Here is a 21,303-nt window from a genome sequence, read left to right on the forward strand (position 1 = left end):
TAAATGAGAGTAACTCAAGGGATGATCGCAAAAAATTCTCTTCGATTTATCGGCTCAAGTTATGACAAGCTCGATCGGCTTCAGCAGCAAGTGTCTACGGGGAAAAAAATCACGAAAGCTTCTGATGATCCGGTCGTTGCAATGAAGGGAATGCAGTACCGTACTCAGCTTGCGCAGGTAAACCAGTATCAGCGGAATGTTTCGCAAGGTTTTACATGGCTGGAAAACTCGGAATCAAGCGTAAACTCGGAAACGGATATTATGGGGAAAATCCGGGACTTGATGGTTCAGGCGAAAAGTGATTCGAACGGTGAAACAGAATTGAAAGCAATCGGTACAGAAATCGGCCAGCTGAAAAAGCAGCTCGTTTCTGTCGCGAATACTCAGGTAAACGGACGTTATCTGTTTAACGGAACAAATTCAGACGTCCCGCCGATCACTGAAAATGCCGACGGCACATATACGTACAACTATGAGAATTATACAGGTGCTTCGGATGTTAACATCAACATCTCGAACGGAGCAGTGTTGAAAGTGAATTCTGATCCAAACTCAGCTTTCGGAGGCGTCGCACAAAATGGAGATAATGTATTTGAATTTCTCAACTCCTTAGAAGCTTCTTTAAGCAAAGGCACGCTGTCCGAAGCAGATTCAAATCAAATTCTGTCAGATATCGACGGTTTTACTGACAAAATGAATGCTGAAAAATCCAATATCGGCGCACGCACAAACCGATTGGAACTCATTCAGACAAGATTGGAATCACAAGCGGCAACCGCTGAAAAAGTATTGTCCGATAATGAAGATGTAGAAATGGAAGATGTAATTGTTGATTATTTATCTCAACAGACGGTTCATAGAGCAGCGCTGTCAGTGAATGCGAACATCATTCAGCCGTCACTGATTGACTTCCTGAAATAATATAACTGATCGTCTTCAATATATAAAAAAAGCGACTCACAACAGGGAGATCGCTTTTTTTACTAAAATACTATAAACAGGAGGGATCTCTGTGCAGATGCCGAGATTGATTATTGACAGTGTGCCTGCTAAAATCGGTATAACCTTTCAAAAGGAAGAAATCGAGATGGAACAGCCGCCCGCTGACCTGGAAATTGAGCAGCCGCCGGCAGAGCTGAACATAGAAAGCACGCCGGCCAAACTGACGATTGACCAGACGAGGGCGTGGGAGAACTTGAATCTCAAATCATTTGAAAAGCTGAACGCTGAAGCCGCCCAGAAAGGTGCGGAAGCCTGCAGCGAGTTTATTGCAAAAACAGTCAGGGAAGGGAAGGAAATGGCGGCTATCGAAAAGAAAACGGGCAATGTGATGGCCCGGCAGGCAGCAGATGTCAGACCGCCCGATCCATTTGGCGAATTCAGCGACTTTCTGCCTGCGCAGTTTCTCGTCGACATTGACTGCATTCCTTCAAAGCTTACGATTGATATTGAAGCCCGTAAAGCTTCAATTGAAGCAGCCGTCAATAAACCTGTATGGAATTATACGCCGGGGAAAGTTCAGATTGATATGATGCAAGACCCTAAGGTGACGATTTCGGTTGACGATGGCAACGCAGAATAAAAGATGAAAGTGGTAAAGGATTGTGAAGCATGATAATTAAAACAAAATATCACGGAGAAATCAGAATAGACGAAGGGCAGATTATCTCATTTGAAAACGGCCTGCCGGGATTTAATGACGAGACTCAATTTGTTGTTCTTCCTTTGTCGGAAGATTCACCGTTTTTGGCGCTGCAGTCTGTCAAACAGGAGCACATCGCCTTTATTGTCGCCAGTCCGTTTATTTTCTTTAAAGGGTATGAATTTGACATTGACCATGCGACGCTTGAACTTTTGCATATTGAAGATATAGAGGACGTCGAAGTGATGGCGATTTTAACGCTGGAAGAGCCTTTTGAAAACACGACCGCCAATTTAAAAGCGCCGATTATCGTCAATAAAAAGGAAATGAAGGCGAAACAAATCATTTTACATGATGCTTCCTATGAAACAAAACATCTGATAGGAGGAGGATCATGCTAGTTCTCTCAAGAAAAGTGAATGAGTCCATTCAGATCGGGCCGGATATTGAAATAAAGGTGATCGCCATCGAAGGAGAACAAGTGAAGCTGGGAATTGAAGCGCCTCAGCACGTAGATATTCATCGGAAAGAAATCTACTTGTCGATCCTGGAAGAGAACAACAGAGCCGTATCTTTTAATACTGATTTATTACTTAACTTATCCTCACAAAAAAAGTGAGGATTTTTTTATTTTCAATATAAACAATAGAAGCGGCTGTCCGATATATATATTGTAGCCAATGAGAGGAAAAATTTTCTTCGGAAATGACGCTGCGCAAATGCACAAGGACGTGCGAAAAACAATTCAGGGAGGAAATACAAAATGAGAATCAACCACAATATCGCGGCTCTTAACACTAGCCGTCAGCTGAATGCAGGTTCAAACTCTGCTGCAAAAAACATGGAAAAATTATCTTCAGGTCTTCGCATCAACCGCGCTGGTGATGACGCTGCGGGTCTTGCGATCTCTGAAAAAATGCGTTCTCAAATCCGCGGTTTAGACATGGCGTCTAAAAACGCTCAAGACGGAATCTCTCTTATCCAAACGGCTGAGGGTGCATTAAACGAAACTCACAGCATTCTTCAGCGTATGAGCGAGCTTGCTACACAAGCGGCGAACGATACAAACACCACTTCTGACCGTGACGAGTTACAGAAAGAGATGGATCAGCTTTCTTCTGAAGTGACAAGAATTTCTACAGATACTGAGTTTAACACAAAGAAATTGCTTGATGGCACGGCTGACAAACTGACTTTCCAAATCGGTGCTAACGAAGGTCAAACTATGAGCCTTTCAATCAACAACATGAACGCTGATTCTTTAAAAGTTATTGGCCAAGTTGGCGAAAAGACAGCACTTGATGGAAACTCTGAACTCGAAGTAAGAAATGATCAAGGAGAAGCCGTTAAAATTTCATTCACTGCGGCTGGAACTTCTGATGTAGATAAAACAACTGCGTCTTATGATGAGACTAGCAAAACAGTAACTGTAACATTAGCGCAAAAAGCTGATGGTACTATTACTGCTTCACAAGAAGACGTTCTAAATTCTTTAAATAAAACAGGGGCTGTTAAAGCTACTGCTATTGATGGCGCAGACTTAACTAAAAAAGCTACTGTAGGAGCTGACACTACAACTTCTACTACAGTAAATAAAGACGCTACAAAAGGTATCGACATCTCATCTTCAGCTAAAGCTGCGTCTTCAGCTCTTACAACAATCAAAACAGCTATCGACACAGTATCTAGCGAGCGCGCTAAACTTGGTGCGGTTCAAAACCGTTTAGAGCACACAATCAACAACCTTGGTACTTCTTCTGAGAACCTGACTTCTGCTGAATCACGTATCCGTGACGTAGACATGGCTTCTGAGATGATGCAGTACACGAAAAACAACATCCTTACTCAGGCTTCTCAAGCTATGCTTGCGCAAGCTAACCAACAGCCTCAGCAAGTTCTTCAATTGCTTAAAGGTTAATGACGGAAAGATCCTGGTTCTCCAGGGTCTTTTTTTTATTTCTTCAGCTATCTCCCCCTTCAGCAAGCCAAAGAACCCTATTGACAAAATGAAACAATATATTTTGCAGTTAAATTATTGAAAACCTTTTAATATGACCGATATAAGAATAAGATCATACATTTATGGAGCTATGATATGATAAACAGTCGGAAACTCACTGTTGTCATAGAGCCGTCTACGACTAAACGCCGAAAAGGAGAGGGTACATATGGTCACAAGAATCACAGGCCTTAATTCCGGTCTTGATGTAGATTCTCTGGTGAAAAAAATGATGGATGCCGAAAAGCAGCCGCTAAATAAATTAAACCAGCAAAAGCAGACGCTTGAATGGAAGCGCGATGCTTATCGGGAAATGAATACCCAGATTGCCGACATGTATTCTACTACATTTAATAATATGCTGATGTCTACAAACTGGAATAAAAAAACAGTAACAAGTTCGGATTCCAGTGTCAGCGCGGTGGCCGTCAGTGCTGAGCAGAATATTTCAACGAGTATGTCTGTACAGCAGCTGGCCACGCCGACGACATATAAATCATCGGGCGCCATCAATTTCACTTCGGGTCAAAGCCAAACATTGAAATTCAATGTCACAAATCCGGGTGAAACGAAGCCGACTGAGGTAAACGTCACGATCGCCGCAACCGATACGATTGACGATGTCATTTCTAAACTGAACAGCTCAGGCCTCGGAGTGACGGCTTTAAAAGAAAAAATCTCTAACGGCACGGATTATGTGGACACGATTGCGTTCACTTCCAATAAAACGGGGGAAGGATTTACCCTCTCAGCAGGTGATGACGCGACCAAAAGCTTTCTGAAAGATCAGCTCGGTTTTGCCGTTGATGATGCGACAAATGAACTGACGGCCAATGCCGAAGGGAAAAACGCGAAATTTACGTTCAACGGGCTTGAAATGACAAAAACGTCCAATAACTTTACGATCAACGGCATCAAATACACGCTGAACAGCGTGACGGACAGCAATAAAACGGTTACGATTAACAGCACGACTGATACGGACGGCATTTTTGACAACATTAAAGATTTCGTTGATAAATACAATACGTTAATTAAAAGTGTAAACGAGAAGGCGTCGGAATCAAAATACCGTGATTATAAGCCGCTAACCGATGAACAAAGAGAAGCGATGACCGATAAGCAGATTGAGCAGTGGGAAGCAAAGGCCAAAAGCGGTTTATTACGGAGCGACAGCACGCTGCAGAACGGTTTGGCGGAGATGCGGCTTGATCTGTACTCAACGGTTACGATTGACGGGAAAAAATATCAGCTTGCAGATTTCGGAATTGAGACGTCTGATAGTTATACGGATCAAGGAAAGCTTGTCATTAAAGACGAAGCGAAACTGAAACAGAAAATTACCGAGAATCCTGCTCTCGTGGCTAAACTGTTTAATGCAGACAGCCCTGATACAGCGAAAACCAAAAACCCGGAGGAACAGGGGATTGCCCGGAGATTAAAAGACACATTAAACAAAATGCAGATTCAAATTTCAAAACAGGCGGGTACGGAAAGCTCGGTATCAACCAGCTTTACCATCGGAAAAAGCCTGGATGAAATAGAAACAAATATTTCCAATATGAAAACGAAGCTGGATGACATCGAGACGAGATATTATAAAAAGTTCAGCGCACTGGATACGGCATTGGAGAAATTGAACAGCCAATCTTCATATCTCACGTCAATGTTAGGATCTTCAACATCATAACCTTGGAGGTTTTATAAAAATGGCAATAAATAATCCTTTTGCTGCTTATCAGCAGACATCCGTCTTTACAGCCGCTCCGGAAGAGCTGACTCTTATGCTTTATAACGGCTGCCTGCGATTCATTAAGCTGGCCAGGCAGGCGATGAAGCAAAACAACCTTGAAGCCAAAAATGAAAATATCGTAAAGGCGCAAAACATCATTCAAGAGCTCAGCATCACGTTAAACCGGGAGATTGAGATTTCTGAACAGATGTCATCCATTTATGATTACATCCGCCGCCGGCTGATCGACGCGAACGTGCAGAATAACGGAGAATTTTTAGATGAAGCGGAAAAGCTCGTTACTGAATTTCGCGACACGTGGAAGCAGGCCATGCAGAGTGAACGGAAAAACAGCCATGGCGCGGGCGGCCTTGCCTGATGAACAGCAATGTCTTTTCTTTGTATAACGAAACGAAGAACATGTACGCCGCACTGAAGGACGCCCCGGAAAGCGACGGTCTTATCAGCAGCGTTACGGCATTTACGGAGAAAAGGGAGGAGATGCTTGCGGGCATAAAGCCGCCTTTTTCCGAAGAAGAAAAAACGCTGCTTCAGCAGGTGGCCGCGATGGACCGTCTGATTACCGGCGAAGTGAAACGGATTCAGGATGGTATCCGAAATGAAATAAAAACGCTTAAGAAAAAACGAATCTACCATAATACGTATTTCAATCCGTATCATCAAACGACAAGTGACGGCCGTTATTACGACAAACGCAAATAGGTGAGTGTTTTGAGAAGTTTGAACGATTACCATTTGGTGTCAGCCTATTACCAGCTTCTTTTTACGATTGATGAGGGGCTTTGCTACCTGTTGGACACGCAGGATGATTTTTTTAAGACGGAGGGCGAGCGGATTTACAACGATTTGATTCAGGCTTTTTTTCATCTCGATTCCTCTCATGCGCTTCTGCTGTCTATCATTGAGTGCCGATGCGTGGAGACGGCGATCCGCTCATTTGACGAGATCTTTCAGGATTTCAGCATGTTAAATGATTATGATTTCCCGTCCGCCCCTTTTCAGGAGTTTTTAAAAACCATCTTTCTGCCGCATTATAAGCTATGGATGGAGCAGACGCACGACTGCATCAAACCGTATGTTCTTCACTAGACCTGCTGCAAGCGGCAGGTCTTTTGCCTGCGTCCTCCGCATATACTTATAATCCTGGCGAAAGCTGCCGGATAAAACCGACACCATTCGTCATCGTTCACCGAATTTACACATTATTTTAACGTTTCAGCAGGGATCAGAAGGGGTAAAAGAGAAATAGTTACATATCCTTAGATAAAGGGAGGCGTTCTTTGATGAACTACAATATCAGAGGAGAAAACATTGAGGTTACACCTGCGTTAAAGGATCATGTGGAGAGAAAAATCGGCAAGCTGGAGCGATATTTCGAGCAGAGCGTCAATGCCGATGTGAACGTCAACTTAAAATTCTATAATGATAAGGAATCCAAAGTTGAAGTCACCATTCCGATGACTGATCTGGCGCTTCGTTCTGAAGTGCATAACGAGGATATGTACAATGCAATTGATCTCGCAACAAACAAGCTGGAACGTCAAATCCGAAAGCACAAAACAAAAGTCAACCGAAAATTCCGCGAGCAGGGTCTTCCGAAACATTATTTCGAGAACGGCAGCGCTGCTGATACGGGCGTAGCGGTTCAGGACGAAATTGAAGATGACAGCCCGGAAATTGTCCGTCAAAAGCGTTTTAATTTAAAACCGATGGATAATGAAGAAGCGATTCTCCAAATGAATATGCTCGGACATAATTTCTTCGTATTCACCAACGCGGAGACGAATCTCACAAACGTCGTTTACCGCAGAAATGACGGCAAATACGGATTAATTGAACCGACTGAATAAACCCATCCAGCCTTCCGTGAACGCGCGGAAGGTTTTTCTCTATCTTTACCTGCAAATTCTTTGGAAATGGCAAAAGGTATGTTATGATAATGAGAGGTATACATGGACAGAAAATTATCATTTATTCCATGCAAAATCTGCATGTGAACATAGAGGAGCGTTATAGATGCTTGGGATTTTAAATAAAATGTTTGATCCGACCAAACGTGCGCTGAACAAATACGAAAAAATAGCAAATGACATTGATGCCGTAAGAGGAGATTATGAAAATCTCTCTGACGAGGCGCTTAAACATAAAACGGCAGAATTTAAAGAGCGGCTTGAAAAAGGAGAAACGACGGATGACCTTCTTGTCGAAGCGTTTGCCGTCGTTCGTGAAGCTTCCCGCCGCGTAACCGGCATGTTCCCGTTTAAAGTGCAGCTGATGGGGGGCATCGCCCTTCATGAGGGGAACATTTCCGAAATGAAAACAGGGGAAGGGAAAACGCTGACGTCCACGCTTCCCGTGTATTTAAATGCGTTGACGGGAAAAGGCGTTCACGTCGTAACGGTCAACGAATATCTGGCGAGCCGTGATGCCCAGCAAATGGGAGAAATTTTTGCGTTTCTCGGGCTTACAGTCGGCCTGAACCTGAATTCGATGTCAAAAGACGAAAAACGAGAAGCTTACGCAGCCGATATCACGTATTCAACGAACAATGAACTCGGCTTTGATTATTTGCGTGACAACATGGTGCTCTATAAAGAACAAATGGTACAGCGCCCGCTTCATTTTGCCGTTATTGATGAAGTCGATTCAATTTTAGTCGATGAAGCGAGAACGCCATTGATTATTTCCGGACAAGCTCAGAAGTCCACAAAACTGTACGTGCAGGCAAATGCGTTTGTCCGCACGCTCAAAAAAGATCAGGATTATACGTATGACGTCAAAACGAAGGGCGTTCAGCTGACGGAAGAAGGAATGACGAAGGCTGAAAAAACGTTCGGCATCGACAACCTGTTTGATGTCAAAAACGTGGCCTTGAACCACCATATCAACCAGGCTTTAAAAGCCCATGCGGCGATGCAGAAAGACGTGGATTATGTTGTTGAGGACGGCCAGGTCGTCATCGTTGATTCCTTCACCGGCCGTCTGATGAAAGGACGCCGCTACAGCGAAGGTCTTCACCAGGCGATTGAGGCGAAAGAAGGCCTGGAGATTCAAAATGAAAGCATGACATTGGCGACGATTACGTTCCAAAACTATTTCCGTATGTACGAAAAGCTTGCCGGTATGACCGGTACCGCAAAAACGGAAGAGGAAGAATTCCGCAATATTTATAACATGCAGGTTGTATCCATCCCGACCAACCAGCCGGTCATCCGTGACGACCGTCCGGACTTGATCTACCGCTCAATGGAAGGGAAATTCAAGGCGGTGGCGGAGGATGTCGCCCAGCGCTACATGACCGGACAGCCGGTTCTTGTCGGTACGGTTGCCGTTGAAACGTCTGAATTGATTTCTAAACTTCTGAAAAACAAAGGGATTCCGCATCAGGTGCTCAATGCCAAAAACCATGAGCGTGAAGCTCAGATTATTGAGGAAGCGGGACAAAAAGGCGCTGTCACGATTGCGACCAACATGGCGGGACGCGGAACCGACATTAAACTCGGTGAAGGCGTAAAAGAGCTTGGCGGCCTTGCAGTCGTCGGTACGGAACGCCATGAATCCCGCCGGATTGACAACCAGCTCCGCGGACGTTCAGGGCGTCAGGGGGACCCGGGTATCACACAATTTTATCTTTCAATGGAAGATGAATTGATGCGCCGTTTCGGAGCTGAACGGACGATGGCGATGCTTGACCGGTTCGGTATGGATGACTCCACGCCGATTCAGAGCAAAATGGTGTCACGCGCCGTGGAATCATCTCAAAAACGTGTCGAAGGAAACAACTTCGATTCACGTAAACAGCTTCTTCAATATGACGACGTGCTCCGTCAGCAGCGCGAAGTCATTTACAAGCAGCGTTTTGAAGTCATTGACTCTGAAAACCTGCGTGACATTGTGGAAGGCATGATCAAGTCTTCTCTGGAGCGTGCGATTGCCGCTTATACGCCGAAAGAGGAGCTTCCGGAAGAATGGAATCTTGACGGCCTCGTGGAGCTGGTGAATACAACGTATCTTGATGAAGGCGCGCTTGAAAAGAGCGATATCTTCGGAAAAGAACCGGATGAAATGCATGAGATGATCATGGATCGCATCATGACAAAATATAATGAAAAAGAAGAGAATTTCGGCACAGAGCAGATGCGTGAATTCGAAAAAGTCATCGTATTGCGTGCCGTCGATTCAAAATGGATGGATCATATTGATGCGATGGATCAGCTGCGTCAAGGGATTCACCTTCGCGCCTATGCGCAGACAAATCCGCTGCGTGAATACCAAATGGAAGGTTTCGCTATGTTTGAGCACATGATTGAGTCCATTGAGGACGAGGTTGCGAAATTCGTCATGAAGGCCGAGATTGAAAGCAATCTGGAACGCGAAGAAGTTGTTCAGGGCCAAACGACGGCTCATCAGCCGCAGGACGGCGATGAGGCCAAACAAGCGAAAAAAGCGCCGGTCCGCAAAGTTGTGGATATCGGACGTAACGCGCCTTGCCATTGCGGGAGCGGAAAAAAATATAAAAATTGCTGCGGCCGGACAGAATAGTCTCGACTGTATGAAGCGAACATGACCGGGTCTGCGTCTTATGGCGCCCCGGATCTTTTAATGAGGTGAATGGAATGGAATTATCAGAAATCAGGGCAGAGCTCGAAAATATGGCTTCTCGTTTAGCGGACTTCAGGGGGTCTCTTTGACCTCGAATCAAAGGAAGCCCGCATTGCAGAATTAGATGAAAAGATGGCGGAACCGGAATTCTGGAATGACCAGCAGAAGGCCCAAACCGTCATCAATGAAGCGAACGGTCTGAAAGAATACGTGAACTCCTATCATCAGCTGAGCGAGTCTCACGAAGAGCTGCAAATGACACATGATCTTTTAAAAGAAGAACCTGACCAGGACCTTCAGCAAGAGCTTGAAAAAGAGCTGAAGTCATTAACGAAGGAATTGAATGAATTTGAGCTTCAGCTGCTGCTCAGTGAACCATATGACAAAAATAACGCGATTTTAGAACTTCATCCGGGGGCCGGCGGTACGGAATCCCAGGACTGGGGTTCCATGCTGCTCAGAATGTATACCCGCTGGGCGGAAAGACGCGGTTTCAAAGTTGAAACGCTTGATTATCTCCCGGGAGATGAAGCAGGAATTAAGTCAGTCACACTGCTTATTAAAGGCCACAATGCATACGGCTATTTAAAAGCGGAAAAAGGCGTACACCGCCTCGTGCGGATTTCTCCATTTGATTCATCAGGCCGCCGTCACACGTCATTCGTGTCATGTGAAGTCATGCCTGAATTCAATGAAGAAATCGACATTGATATTCGTACCGAAGATATTAAAGTTGATACGTACCGGGCGAGCGGTGCCGGCGGACAGCACGTCAATACGACTGATTCAGCCGTTCGGATCACCCACCTCCCGACAAATGTAGTCGTCACGTGCCAGACGGAACGTTCACAAATCAAAAACCGCGACCGGGCGATGAAAATGCTCAAAGCGAAGCTGTATCAGCGCAGAATTGAAGAACAGCAGGCGGAGCTTGACGAAATCCGCGGCGAACAGAAAGAAATCGGCTGGGGCAGCCAAATCCGCTCGTACGTCTTCCATCCGTACTCCATGGTGAAAGATCACCGCACCAATACGGAAATGGGGAACGTGCAGGCGGTTATGGACGGAGATATCGATATCTTCATTGACGCCTATTTACGTTCTAAACTGTCATAATCCGGGAACACACCTGCCTTTGGCAAGGTGTGTTTTTTTATCCGTTCTCTTTTCCATTTTTCACAACAGCGCTTTAGCAAATTAATACGGTATTTGGCTGTTATTTACTTCTAAGCCGGGAAGACTTAAAATGCTATCGAGAGAAAATCGGAGAACGGAGGATTTTGCATGGATGTGAATCACAATAAGCCGCTCCGTCTGATCAAAGATTATATATACATCATGATCGGCGCGGCGATTACGGGGATCGTGTTTAACGTATTTTTGCTGCCGAACCGTATAGCAGCGGGGGGAGTAAGCGGGATCAGCACCATTTTAGAAACGTTTGGTTTTGAACCGGCTTACGTGCAGTGGATTATTAACATCCCTTTGTTTATCGCCGGAGTGATTATTCTCGGCGGGAAGTTCGGAATGAAGACACTGGTCGGTTCCATCGTTCTGCCGCTCGCCGTCTATTTGACAAGAGATCTGCCTGCCGCGACGACCCATGAACTGCTGGCGGCGATTTTCGGAGGCGTCGGGATCGGAACGGGAATCGGCATCGTGTATCTCGGCAAAGGCTCCACGGGGGGAACGGCTCTGGCGGGCCAGATCATTCACAAATACACGGGGCTTTCGCTGGGAACGTGCCTCGCCATCATGGACGGATTAATTGTGCTGAGCGCGATGCTCGTTTTCGGAGTGGAGCAGGGACTGTATGCGATGCTCGGAGTATTTATTTCAAGCAAAACGATTGATGTCGTGCAGGTCGGGTTCAACCGTTCCAAAATGGCTTTAATCATTACGCAGCATGAAGAAGCCGTCAGATCGGCTGTGTTTAAAGAAATCGACAGGGGTGTGACGAAGATTTCCGCAGTCGGCGGGTATACGGAACATGACCGGCCTATCTTAATGTGTGTCGTCGGCCAGACCGAATTCACAAAACTGAAACAAATCGTCAAACAAATTGATGAGTCAGCCTTTGTTATTGTCGCAGACGCAAGCGAGGTGCTCGGCGAGGGTTTCAAACGCGCGTAAACGGGGTTATAATAGCGAAGGGGTGCATCTTACATATGAAATCAAAATGGGCGCTGCTGGCGCTGGTTCTGACCATGTCCGTCCTGCTGGCGGCATGCGGCGGATCCAATGAATCGAAAAAAGAAAGCTCTGACAGCTCAGGCGGATCAAAAGCTTCTGCGTCAGCAGGAGAAGAGCTTTATCAGCAAAGCTGTATCGGCTGTCACGGAAAAGACTTAGAAGGCGGCGGAGGCCCGAATTTACAGGAAGTCGGCGGGAAGTATGATGAAGCTAAAATTGAAAGCATCATTAAAAACGGACGCGGCAATATGCCGAGCCATCTTGTAAATGATAAGGAAGCCGCTGAGATCGCAAAATGGCTGTCACAGAAAAAATAACAGAAAAACCTTGCCTGTTATAGGGGCAAGGTTTTTTCACGGTTTGGGAATGAAAAGAAACTGTAATAGTAATATGTCTAAATTTGACGTATAATGAAGTGTACTGAGGAAAAGGAACTTTCAGATTTTTCATCTGTTTCCTGGTAAATCGGCCATAAACCGCTGTACGTTTGCGAACTCTATGGCTGCAAGACATAATTAAAAGATTAGGTGATTTCATGATAGAGATGAAAGAAGTATATAAATCCTATCCGAACGGTGTAAAAGCGATTAACGGGCTGTCAGTCATGATTCATCCCGGAGAATTTGTATATGTCGTGGGACCGAGCGGAGCCGGTAAATCTACTTTTATTAAAATGATTTACAGAGAAGAAAAGCCGACAAAAGGGCAAATATTGATTAATCATAAAGATCTCGCGTCTGTGAAAGAAAAAGAGATTCCTTTCGTGCGGCGTAAAATAGGTGTTGTTTTCCAAGATTTCAAACTTCTTCCGAAATTGACGGTGTTTGAAAACGTCGCGTTTGCACTTGAGGTGATCGGAGAGCAGCAGTCAGTCATTAAAAAACGCGTGCTCGAAGTGCTCGATCTTGTGCAGCTGAAGCATAAAGCGCGGCAGTTTCCCGACCAGCTTTCCGGAGGAGAACAGCAGCGTGTTTCCATCGCAAGATCCATCGTCAACAATCCTGACGTCGTGATAGCTGACGAACCGACGGGCAACCTTGATCCGGTAACATCATGGGAAGTCATGAAGACGCTGGAAGAGATTAATAACCGCGGAACGACCGTCGTGATGGCGACACACAATAAAGAAATAGTAAACACCATGAAGAAACGGGTCATCGCGATCGAAGACGGAATTATTGTGCGTGATGAGTCAAGAGGGGAGTATGGTTCTTATGATTAAAATTCTCGGGCGCCATTTGCGTGAGAGTTTTAAATCTCTCGGAAGAAACACATGGATGACATTTGCATCCATCAGTGCCGTTACCGTTACATTGATTTTGGTCGGCGTGTTTTTAGTCATTATGCTGAATTTAAACAACATGGCTAAAAATGCTGAAAAAGAAGTGGAAATTAAAGTATTAATCGATCTGACGTCTAATAAGAAAACGCAGGATACGCTGCAGAATGAGATTAAAGACATCTCGGGAATCCAAAGCGTAGAGTTTTCATCTAAAGATAAAGAGCTTGATCAATTGGTCAAAAGCTTCGGCGACAGCGGAAAGGCCATGAAAATGCAAGATCAGGAAAACCCGCTGAACAACGCGTTTATCGTCAAAACGACAGATCCGCATGATACGCCGAAAGTCGCGAAAAAAATTGAGAAGCTGGATCATGTGTATAAAGTGACATACGGGAAAGAAGAAGTCAGCCGTCTGTTTAAGATCGTCGGGGTGTCACGCAACATCGGGATTGCGTTAATCATCGGCCTTCTGTTCACGGCGATGTTCTTAATTTCAAATACGATTAAAATCACGATTTTCGCCAGAAGAAAAGAGATTGAAATCATGAAGCTTGTCGGCGCGACAAACTGGTTTATCCGCTGGCCGTTCTTCCTGGAAGGGCTGCTGCTGGGGGTATTCGGTTCTATCATACCGATCGCTCTCGTGCTGAGTACGTACCAGTCGATGGTCGCTTGGGTGGCCCCGAAAGTTCAGGGATCATTTGTTTCACTTCTGCCGTACAGTCCGTTTGTGTTTCAAGTATCACTTGTGCTCATTCTGATCGGCGCGGTTATCGGAGTATGGGGAAGTCTGACTTCCATCCGGAAATTCCTTCGTGTATAAATACAAAAGCCAGTCTGATATAGACTGGCTTTTTTTAATGGTTTCGTTACTGAATGACGGGCAGGGCCGGTGATCCGGGCTTTAATGTAAAGTCATAAGACGATTCGTCACGGTACATCGGGTCCGCATAAATGGAATCCGAATCGTTTGCCGTTCCTTTTTTGTACGCTGTGAATGAATCATATTCTCTGTTCTTCCAATTCCAAATGCCGTCTTTTCCCGCTTCTTTGTGATAGACGTTATGATTAACGGTATTGCCTTCGTTTTTCGTATAATCATTTGCGATAAAAATCCGTGAACCGCTTGCCGTCATGATGTTTTTTTCGATCGTGTTCCCTTTTGTGCCGTACTGCAGCAGCAGCTGGCCGCCATCAAGGTCCTTCGTGTCATTTCGATACATAATGTTATGAGCGATCACCGAATTGATGGTGCCGCCGCGTTTCGTGTCATAGCCTCCGATTGAAATACCGGTGTAAGCATTGCCGTACACCTTGTTATCCGTAATCCGGATATCACGTGCGTATTTCCCTTGATGCTCAGAGGTGGCTTCAATCCCAAGGTCATTGTTGTAAACGGTGTTCTTCTTAATGTCCACATGTTCTGCGCCGTCAACGTAAATACCGCCCGCTGAATATTCATTTCCGTAAGCGGGATTTCCGTAAGAAGAGTTATGGCTCACCGTATTGTTTTCAATAACGCCGTTTCGCGCATAGTCGTTTTGCTTGGACGTTCCTTCGTATCCGATCACGTCAATCCCGATATTGTTATTGTCCCGGATGGTATTGCCGGCAATCTTAAATCCGTCAACATTCCCGTTCAGCACGACCGCTTCGCTTGCGCCGAGCGTCAGTTTTTCAACCGTATTATTTGTGATGCTGACATCCTTCATGGCGCCTGTGCCGTAAAACGCGATGCCGTGTGCATTTCCCTCATCAGCCGTGGTTTTAATGTTTCGGATATGGTTGCCGTCAATGTTGATATGACTGCTTGATCCGGTGACGCAAATTCCCATGGCCGTCGCATCTTCTGATGATACGGAGAGGTTCTCAAGCGTAACGCCGTGAATGGTAATGTACTGTTTATTGCGGATTTGAATTAACGGAGTTTCAGAATCGCTTTTTGGCGCAGATTTGCCGCTGATTGAGACATGCTCATTCTGATAGTTCCGAAATGTAATCGGCTTTTCGGCCGTGCCGCTGTGCTTTACTTCAAACGTTTCATCGTACGTCCCTTCCCGAATCAATACGGTTGTCCCGGCCTCTGCCTTTTCAGCCGCATGTTTTAATGTGCGGAACGGCTTTTCTAACGTTCCTTCATTTTGGTCGCTGCCTGCGGGAGAAACATACAAGGCGTCCGTCTGCGTTTTTTCATTGGCCTCTGTTTTTGGCCAGACAAAGGCGGTAATGCCTGCGGCCAGAACCGCCGCGGATAAAATCGATAATTTTATTTTCATATCGCATTCTCCTGTATATTTAATGAATTGCATACAAAATATTATACGTTACCCATATATATGAAACAATCTCGCGTTTTCATTTTTTTGTTGCCGTTACATGAATTCTTTGCAATTTACACATACTATCTCCAGGTTTTCGTAAAAGGACTAAGAGGAGGTAAACGATGAAGCAGAAAATGATCGCAGTGATAGCGGCCGTCAGCATCATGTGCGGCGGAGCCCATATTGCCGGGGCGGCACAGCCGAATTCATCAGACGCAGAAAGAAGCCGGGCAATGGAAAAAATCGAAAAAGCATATGAGCTGATCTCGAACGAATACGTGGAAAATGTAGATAACGAAAAGCTTCTTGAAGGAGCGATTCAGGGGATGCTGTCTACATTAAACGACCCTTATTCCGTTTATATGGACAAGCAGACAGCTAAGCAGTTTTCCGATTCTCTTGATTCTTCTTTCGAAGGGATCGGCGCTGAAGTCGGTATGAAAGACAATAAAATCATTATCGTATCACCGTTTAAGCAATCTCCGGCGGAAAAAGCGGGACTCAAGCCGAATGATGAAATCATCAGCATAAACGGCGAGTCAATGAGCGGGAAAGGTTTAAACGAAGCCGTGCTGAAAATCAGAGGAAAAAAAGGATCGAAGGTTTCTATTAAAATACAGCGTCCGGGTACTGATAAACAGCTGTCATTCCGGATTAAAAGAGCGGAAATCCCGCTTGAAACCGTATTTGCTTCCCGCAAAGAATCAGGCGGTCATCATGTCGGCTACATCGGAATATCGACATTTTCCGAGCATACCGCCCAGGACTTCGCCGCGGCGCTGAAAAAGCTTGAAAAACAAGGGATTGACGGTCTCGTCCTTGATGTAAGAGGGAATCCCGGCGGCTACCTTCAAAGCGTCGAACAAATTTTAAAGCATTTCATCACAAAAGACATGCCGTATATCCAAATTGCGGAGCGTAACGGCGATAAAAAACAATATTTCTCAACCTTAAAACATAAGAAGCCGTATCCCGTCAATGTCATTACGGATAAAGGAAGCGCCTCCGCTTCAGAAATTCTTGCGGGCGCGTTAAAAGAAGCGGGACATTATGACGTTGTCGGTGACACTTCTTTCGGTAAAGGAACGGTTCAGCAGGCCGTGCCTATGGGAGACGGGAGCAACATTAAATTGACGCTTTACAAATGGCTGACACCGAAAGGCAATTGGATTCACAGAAAAGGCATTGCTCCGACAATCGCCGTGAGCCAGCCGGATTATTTTGCGGCGGGACCGCTTCAGCTGAAACAGCCGCTTCAGCCTGATATGAACAGCGCGGATGTCAAACACGCCCAAATCCTGCTGAAAGGCCTAGGCTTCGACCCGGGCAGAGCGGACGGCTATTTCAGCAAAACAATGAAAAAAGCCGTTCTGGCGTTTCAAGACCGGTACAAGCTTGATAAAACAGCGGTCATTGATAAAAAGACAGCGGAAAAAATGAATCAGCTGATGAATGAAAAGAAATCTGACGAAAAAAATGATTTACAGCTGCAAATGGCGTTAAAATCATTATTTGTAAAATAAATGAAGAGGAGGCGTTTTTTTCGTCTCCTGTTTCTTTTGTCATACTCTAAAAACGAACCAAAAGACATATAATTATGTCGGTTTTGACAAGATATTAAAAAAATTTTCACATTTAAACATTTATAAAGGACAAACATTACCCGATATTTATAGAGAAGAGAGACTTTATGCCGAGTTAATATGTATTCAAAATGAAACTTTTGAAAGTTGCCTCAGTCAGTTTTAGTTCTTACAATAAAAGAAGGTTCTAATAGAGAACAGTTTTAGTTTGGCAGCTGCATTTCAGTATCGAAAGCAGAAGTGTTTGCGGCGCTTCAGCACGGCAGCTGTAATCACCCGTGCTTATCTGGATAAAAAAATGGGGGTTCACAATTGAAGAGGGCAAGTATTGTGCGTGAAAAAAAATATTATGAATTAGTGGAACAACTAAAAGACAGAACAAAAGACGTCACATTTTCATCAACAAAAGCACTAAGTCTTCTTATGCTGTTCAGCAGATACCTGGTCAATTACACAAATGTTGAATGCGTTCACGAAATCAATGAAGAGTGTGCGAAGCATTATTTCACTTACTTAATGAAAAACCATAAACGTTTAGGAATCAATCTGACAGATATTAAGCGGTCCATGCTTCTAATCAGCGGCGTGATCGAGGTGGAGGTTGACCACTATCTGAAAGATTTCTCTCTCTCAAATGTAACGCTGTGGATGACGGAAGAGAGATAAACGTTTGAGATATTCAAGCCAATGATTATTTGGTAGAATAGAATTAAAATGTTTGGCTTGAGGCGGTGAAAGCAGTGTCTGTTCAATGGGGAATTGAACTTCTGAAAAGTATCGGTCTGTTTTTTTTGCACCCGATGTTCTGGTTTTTTATCATCATAAGTCTCGCATGCGGATATTTGCGGATCAAACGTGAACGCCATACGTTTCATACAAAAATCGCGGATATGTATGACGAGCTTATCTTTACATACATAAAAGGACTTATACCGGGTATTCTTCTCTCCATATTATTTTTTGGACTGGGAATTTCTATTCCATTCGGTCTTCTCGGCATAATCGCGGCTGTGACGGCTTTGGCTTCGCTGACGTTCCGTATGAATTGGCTGTCCTCAGCTTATATTGTCAGCGCCGGCATGTTCATTGCGTTTATCCTTCAGTATACCCACACAGTGCCGTTTGCGGATCGGTTTCCGCAGGCATTCGGCGTGAATTGGGCATCGGCGGCCGTGTTTATGGGCCTTTTGATTATCACGGAGGGAGCGGCTGCCTGCCGTTCAGCGCATCTGAAAACATCTCCGGCGCTTGTCGTCAGCAGCAGAGGCCTGCCCATCGGCCGACAATTGGCGAATCGCGCATGGCTGCTTCCGCTTTTCTTATTGGTGCCGGGCAGCGGGCTTGAGTCACACCTTTCTTGGTGGCCTGTCTTTACCGTGCCGGGCGGCTCTTTCCATTTGATCTGGATTCCTTATATCGCCGGCTTCGGACAGCGTGTGCAGGGGTCACTTCCGGAAGTCAGCATAAGGATAACGGCGAAACGTGTCATGATTCTCGGGGTTATCGTGACCGCATTCGGGGCAGCGGCCCTTTGGTGGACTCCGCTTGCCGGAGCTGCCGCTTGTATTGCGGTGCTCGGACGCCTGTTTTTATCATTGAGACAGCGGCTGAACGATAACGCGGCTCCGTTTTATTTCTCTAAGCGGGATCAGGGTTTAATGGTGCTCGGCATCATTCCGAATACACCCGCGGACGATCTTGAGCTGAAGATCGGTGAGGTTATTACGAAAGTAAACGGCATCCCCGTGAAGCATGTGTCGGATTTTTATGAAGCACTTCAAAAAAACCGCGCATTTGTAAAAATGGAGATCATCGGCCTGAACGGTGAGATCCGGTTTGATCAGCGCGCGTCCTATGAAGGCGAACATCATGAATTAGGTATTTTATTCGTGCAGGATGAACACGAGCACGAAGAAATGACAGCATTATAATGTGATTTTTCATAATTATTCGGAATAGTTTCAAGAACTCCTAAACTAGATTTCAAAATCAGTTAGAAAGTAAAACAGCTAAGAAAATTATATTTTCTTAGCTGTTTTATTTTGAAATAATAAAAAAATAAATGAAGGAGAGGTATGGCTTATTGGAAAGGTTATTGCTAACTCCAAAACCTTTAGAAGATGAATCTTTAGCAGAATATATATTAAGAATAACTGATTATAATGGTTATGAAAATTCGAGTTGGATATATACTATGGCTCAGATAAAAAAAGAAAATTGTTAGAGGTGATGCGGGTAAGATAAGTTTAGAGTTACTGAGCAACATTACTGGTATTACTGAAAGAGAATTATGGAGTATGACTTTTAATGATAAAATTATGGATACCACTAATCTTGGATTTATAAGGACGGGCTTTAAGTTAGGTATTAATTCATATGCTGATAAAATTTGCCCAGCTTGTTTTAATGGGAATTTTTATCAGAAGAAAATTTGGAACTATACAGTTAATGTTATTTGTCCCATACATAATTTGTATTTGGTTAATGAATGCCCAAGATGTAACAGTAAGATATCTCCGATAAGAAAAACATTAAAAAAATGTAACTGTGGATTTGAACTGAAATTGTTAGTTATGTAAAGGTAGAATAGGATTGTATTAGTTTTGTTCATTTTTTTTATAATTTATATTATGAAATTAAAACCTTTGATACTCAAATAGATGCGATATGGAACCTTAAATTTGTAGAATTACTTTAGCATAAAAGAATAAGATGGAACGCCCAATGCGGTGAAAATCGCACGTTGGGTGCGGAGCAGGGGAAAAGATGGCGATTACATCAAAGTCTTACCTATTGCTATCACATGCATCCGTAAAATAACTATTAAAAAAATCTGGGAGGATTATGGTGGATATATTAATTACTGGGGCAAATAGGGGCTTAGGGCTTGGATTTGTCGAAGTTGGATTAGAAAAAGGGTACCGAGTTTTTGCTGGAGTCAGAGATGCGAATGAACAAAAAAGGACTCAATTAACCAAATTAAAAGAGAAAAATAGCAACCAGTTATAAATTCTTCATTTAGATGTCACAGACGAGGAATCTGTTCGTGAAGCAGCTCGTAATGTAGGTGAAAGTCTTGATGTGATTATCAATAATGCTGCCATTCTTAATGGAAGAGGTACGTCTATTGAGGATCTTGATATAGAGGCTATCAAACTAGCATTTGATGTCAACACGTTAGGACCAGCCCGTGTGATTAAACATTTTCTACCTTTGCTGAAAAAGGGTGAGAATCAATCCATTATCAACATCTCGTCAGAAGGTGGTAGTCTAACAAATGCATATAGTGGTGATTATCCTTATGGATTGTCGAAAGCTGCCTTAAATATGTTGTCCGAGAAGCTCCATGTAGCAAAGAATGAAGGCATTCAAGTCCTTTCCGTCCACCAGGGTGGGTAAGGACGGATATAGGAGGAATGATAGCCCCGACACATCCAAAAGAAACAGCAGAAGATATTTATAATCTCATTAATCGACAAGTTCGTATCGATAGTGAATTTGTTTTCGTTGACTATCAAGGGAAACCGATGAGCATTTGATGTGGCACCGTCTGGATGATCAAGAAAATGACTGCTGTATGATATAAGATATAAGTTGAAATTTAAGATTTATACACAAGCGTGCAGAGGCTGTTTGCCTTTCTGCACGCTATTAAATTGGAAAATGTAAAAAAATGATATATTGAGAACAGATCGCATCCTGAAATGCTACATGACATGATAAGAAGGACATAACTTTTTCCTCAAAAAATCGTGTCTTGACAACGGGGGCATTATTGAGTGTTTTTTTAAGTGATTCTGATTATTACTATCCAACCCGAAGGCTAAGGGCGGTGGGTTTAAACCACGCCCTTTGAACTGGAAAAATTTTAAGAATTTTGTTGATATAATCCTTAAATATAATATAATAGAATTATAGAAGCCAATAT

Annotated in this window: 22 protein-coding genes; 21 read left to right on the forward strand and 1 reads right to left on the reverse strand. The window is 44.1% G+C overall.

What is annotated here, in order from left to right; translation table 11 throughout:
• Positions 1-3 precede the first annotated feature (3 nt).
• From flgL to ftsX, 16 genes are all read left to right on the forward strand, one after another.
• Positions 4-921: a flagellar hook-associated protein FlgL gene (flgL, locus tag SB24_RS12420; protein ID WP_003151396.1), complete on the forward strand. Its 918-nt coding sequence runs from the start codon at positions 4-6 to the stop codon at positions 919-921.
• A 91-nt stretch (positions 922-1,012) separates the two neighbouring features.
• Positions 1,013-1,582: a DUF6470 family protein gene (locus tag SB24_RS12425; protein ID WP_039253655.1), complete on the forward strand. Its 570-nt coding sequence runs from the start codon at positions 1,013-1,015 to the stop codon at positions 1,580-1,582.
• A gap of 29 nt (positions 1,583-1,611) precedes the next feature.
• The gene (gene fliW, locus SB24_RS12430) at positions 1,612-2,043 is read left to right on the forward strand and encodes a flagellar assembly protein FliW (protein ID WP_007407475.1); all 432 of its coding nucleotides are present in this window, start codon (positions 1,612-1,614) and stop codon (positions 2,041-2,043) included.
• Complete coding sequence (gene csrA / locus SB24_RS12435; protein ID WP_003151402.1) at positions 2,037-2,261, forward strand: carbon storage regulator CsrA; 225 nt, start codon at positions 2,037-2,039, stop codon at positions 2,259-2,261. Before fliW ends, csrA begins: the two co-directional genes overlap by 7 nt.
• A 144-nt stretch (positions 2,262-2,405) precedes the next feature.
• Positions 2,406-3,560: a flagellin N-terminal helical domain-containing protein gene (locus SB24_RS12440; protein ID WP_039253658.1), complete on the forward strand. Its 1,155-nt coding sequence runs from the start codon at positions 2,406-2,408 to the stop codon at positions 3,558-3,560.
• Between the two features lie 250 nt (positions 3,561-3,810).
• The gene (locus SB24_RS12445) at positions 3,811-5,331 is read left to right on the forward strand and encodes a flagellar hook-associated protein 2 (RefSeq protein ID WP_039253661.1); all 1,521 of its coding nucleotides are present in this window, start codon (positions 3,811-3,813) and stop codon (positions 5,329-5,331) included.
• A 19-nt stretch (positions 5,332-5,350) separates the two neighbouring features.
• A complete protein-coding gene (gene fliS, locus SB24_RS12450; RefSeq protein WP_003151407.1) occupies positions 5,351-5,752 on the forward strand; it encodes a flagellar export chaperone FliS in 402 nt (133 codons plus the stop codon).
• A complete protein-coding gene (fliT, locus tag SB24_RS12455) occupies positions 5,752-6,096 on the forward strand; it encodes a flagella biosynthesis regulatory protein FliT (protein ID WP_007407472.1) in 345 nt (114 codons plus the stop codon). The genes fliS and fliT overlap by 1 nt, the downstream gene beginning before the upstream one ends.
• Positions 6,097-6,105: 9 nt before the next feature.
• Positions 6,106-6,483, forward strand: a complete 378-nt coding sequence (locus tag SB24_RS12460) for a DUF8042 domain-containing protein (RefSeq protein ID WP_003151412.1) — start codon at positions 6,106-6,108, stop codon at positions 6,481-6,483.
• Positions 6,484-6,677: 194 nt separating this feature from the next.
• Positions 6,678-7,244: a ribosome hibernation-promoting factor, HPF/YfiA family gene (hpf, locus tag SB24_RS12465; protein ID WP_003151413.1), complete on the forward strand. Its 567-nt coding sequence runs from the start codon at positions 6,678-6,680 to the stop codon at positions 7,242-7,244.
• Positions 7,245-7,410: 166 nt separating this feature from the next.
• Entirely contained in the window at positions 7,411-9,936 is a 2,526-nt protein-coding gene (gene secA / locus SB24_RS12470; RefSeq protein ID WP_020956414.1) for a preprotein translocase subunit SecA, read from the forward strand.
• 74 nt (positions 9,937-10,010) lie between these two features.
• Positions 10,011-11,112, forward strand: a protein-coding gene (gene prfB / locus SB24_RS12475) for a peptide chain release factor 2 (protein ID WP_096034905.1) whose coding sequence is annotated in 2 segments (ribosomal slippage) — positions 10,011-10,082 and positions 10,084-11,112 — 1,101 coding nt in all. Because the reading frame shifts where the segments join, the coding sequence is not laid out codon by codon here.
• A gap of 168 nt (positions 11,113-11,280) precedes the next feature.
• Positions 11,281-12,129, forward strand: coding sequence for a YitT family protein (locus SB24_RS12480; protein WP_012118565.1), 849 nt, complete (start codon positions 11,281-11,283; stop codon positions 12,127-12,129).
• 35 nt (positions 12,130-12,164) lie between these two features.
• Positions 12,165-12,506, forward strand: a complete 342-nt coding sequence (cccB, locus tag SB24_RS12485; RefSeq protein ID WP_007614074.1) for a cytochrome c551 — start codon at positions 12,165-12,167, stop codon at positions 12,504-12,506.
• A 218-nt stretch (positions 12,507-12,724) separates the two neighbouring features.
• Positions 12,725-13,411, forward strand: a complete 687-nt coding sequence (gene ftsE / locus SB24_RS12490; RefSeq protein WP_007407465.1) for a cell division ATP-binding protein FtsE — start codon at positions 12,725-12,727, stop codon at positions 13,409-13,411.
• Positions 13,404-14,294: a permease-like cell division protein FtsX gene (ftsX, locus tag SB24_RS12495; protein WP_007407464.1), complete on the forward strand. Its 891-nt coding sequence runs from the start codon at positions 13,404-13,406 to the stop codon at positions 14,292-14,294. The genes ftsE and ftsX overlap by 8 nt, the downstream gene beginning before the upstream one ends.
• Before the next feature lie 46 nt (positions 14,295-14,340).
• Here the strand turns inward: ftsX and SB24_RS12500 are convergent, their stop codons facing one another.
• Entirely contained in the window at positions 14,341-15,747 is a 1,407-nt protein-coding gene (locus SB24_RS12500) for a right-handed parallel beta-helix repeat-containing protein (protein ID WP_015418325.1), read from the reverse strand.
• A 209-nt stretch (positions 15,748-15,956) separates the two neighbouring features.
• On the opposite strand from SB24_RS12500, the gene ctpB reads away from it, so the two are divergent.
• The 5 genes from ctpB (at position 15,957) to SB24_RS20595 (ending at position 20,774) form a co-directional block, all read left to right on the forward strand.
• On the forward strand, positions 15,957-17,315 hold the full coding sequence (gene ctpB, locus SB24_RS12505; protein WP_406741580.1) for a carboxy-terminal processing protease CtpB: 1,359 nt from the start codon (positions 15,957-15,959) through the stop codon (positions 17,313-17,315).
• A gap of 372 nt (positions 17,316-17,687) precedes the next feature.
• The gene (gene swrA, locus SB24_RS12510) at positions 17,688-18,041 is read left to right on the forward strand and encodes a swarming motility protein SwrAA (protein ID WP_014305920.1); all 354 of its coding nucleotides are present in this window, start codon (positions 17,688-17,690) and stop codon (positions 18,039-18,041) included.
• 74 nt (positions 18,042-18,115) lie between these two features.
• A complete protein-coding gene (locus SB24_RS12515; RefSeq protein ID WP_015418323.1) occupies positions 18,116-19,306 on the forward strand; it encodes a cell division topological determinant MinJ in 1,191 nt (396 codons plus the stop codon).
• A 913-nt stretch (positions 19,307-20,219) separates the two neighbouring features.
• The gene (locus SB24_RS20590) at positions 20,220-20,384 is read left to right on the forward strand and encodes a Rossmann-fold NAD(P)-binding domain-containing protein (protein WP_154019763.1); all 165 of its coding nucleotides are present in this window, start codon (positions 20,220-20,222) and stop codon (positions 20,382-20,384) included.
• Positions 20,385-20,774 (forward strand): SDR family NAD(P)-dependent oxidoreductase, encoded by a 390-nt coding sequence (locus SB24_RS20595; RefSeq protein ID WP_306167746.1) that lies wholly within the window; start codon positions 20,385-20,387, stop codon positions 20,772-20,774. It begins immediately after the preceding gene.
• Positions 20,775-21,303: the final 529 nt, after the last annotated feature.

This window comes from Bacillus sp. Pc3 (genome assembly GCF_000815145.1).
Classification (GTDB): domain Bacteria; phylum Bacillota; class Bacilli; order Bacillales; family Bacillaceae; genus Bacillus; species Bacillus velezensis.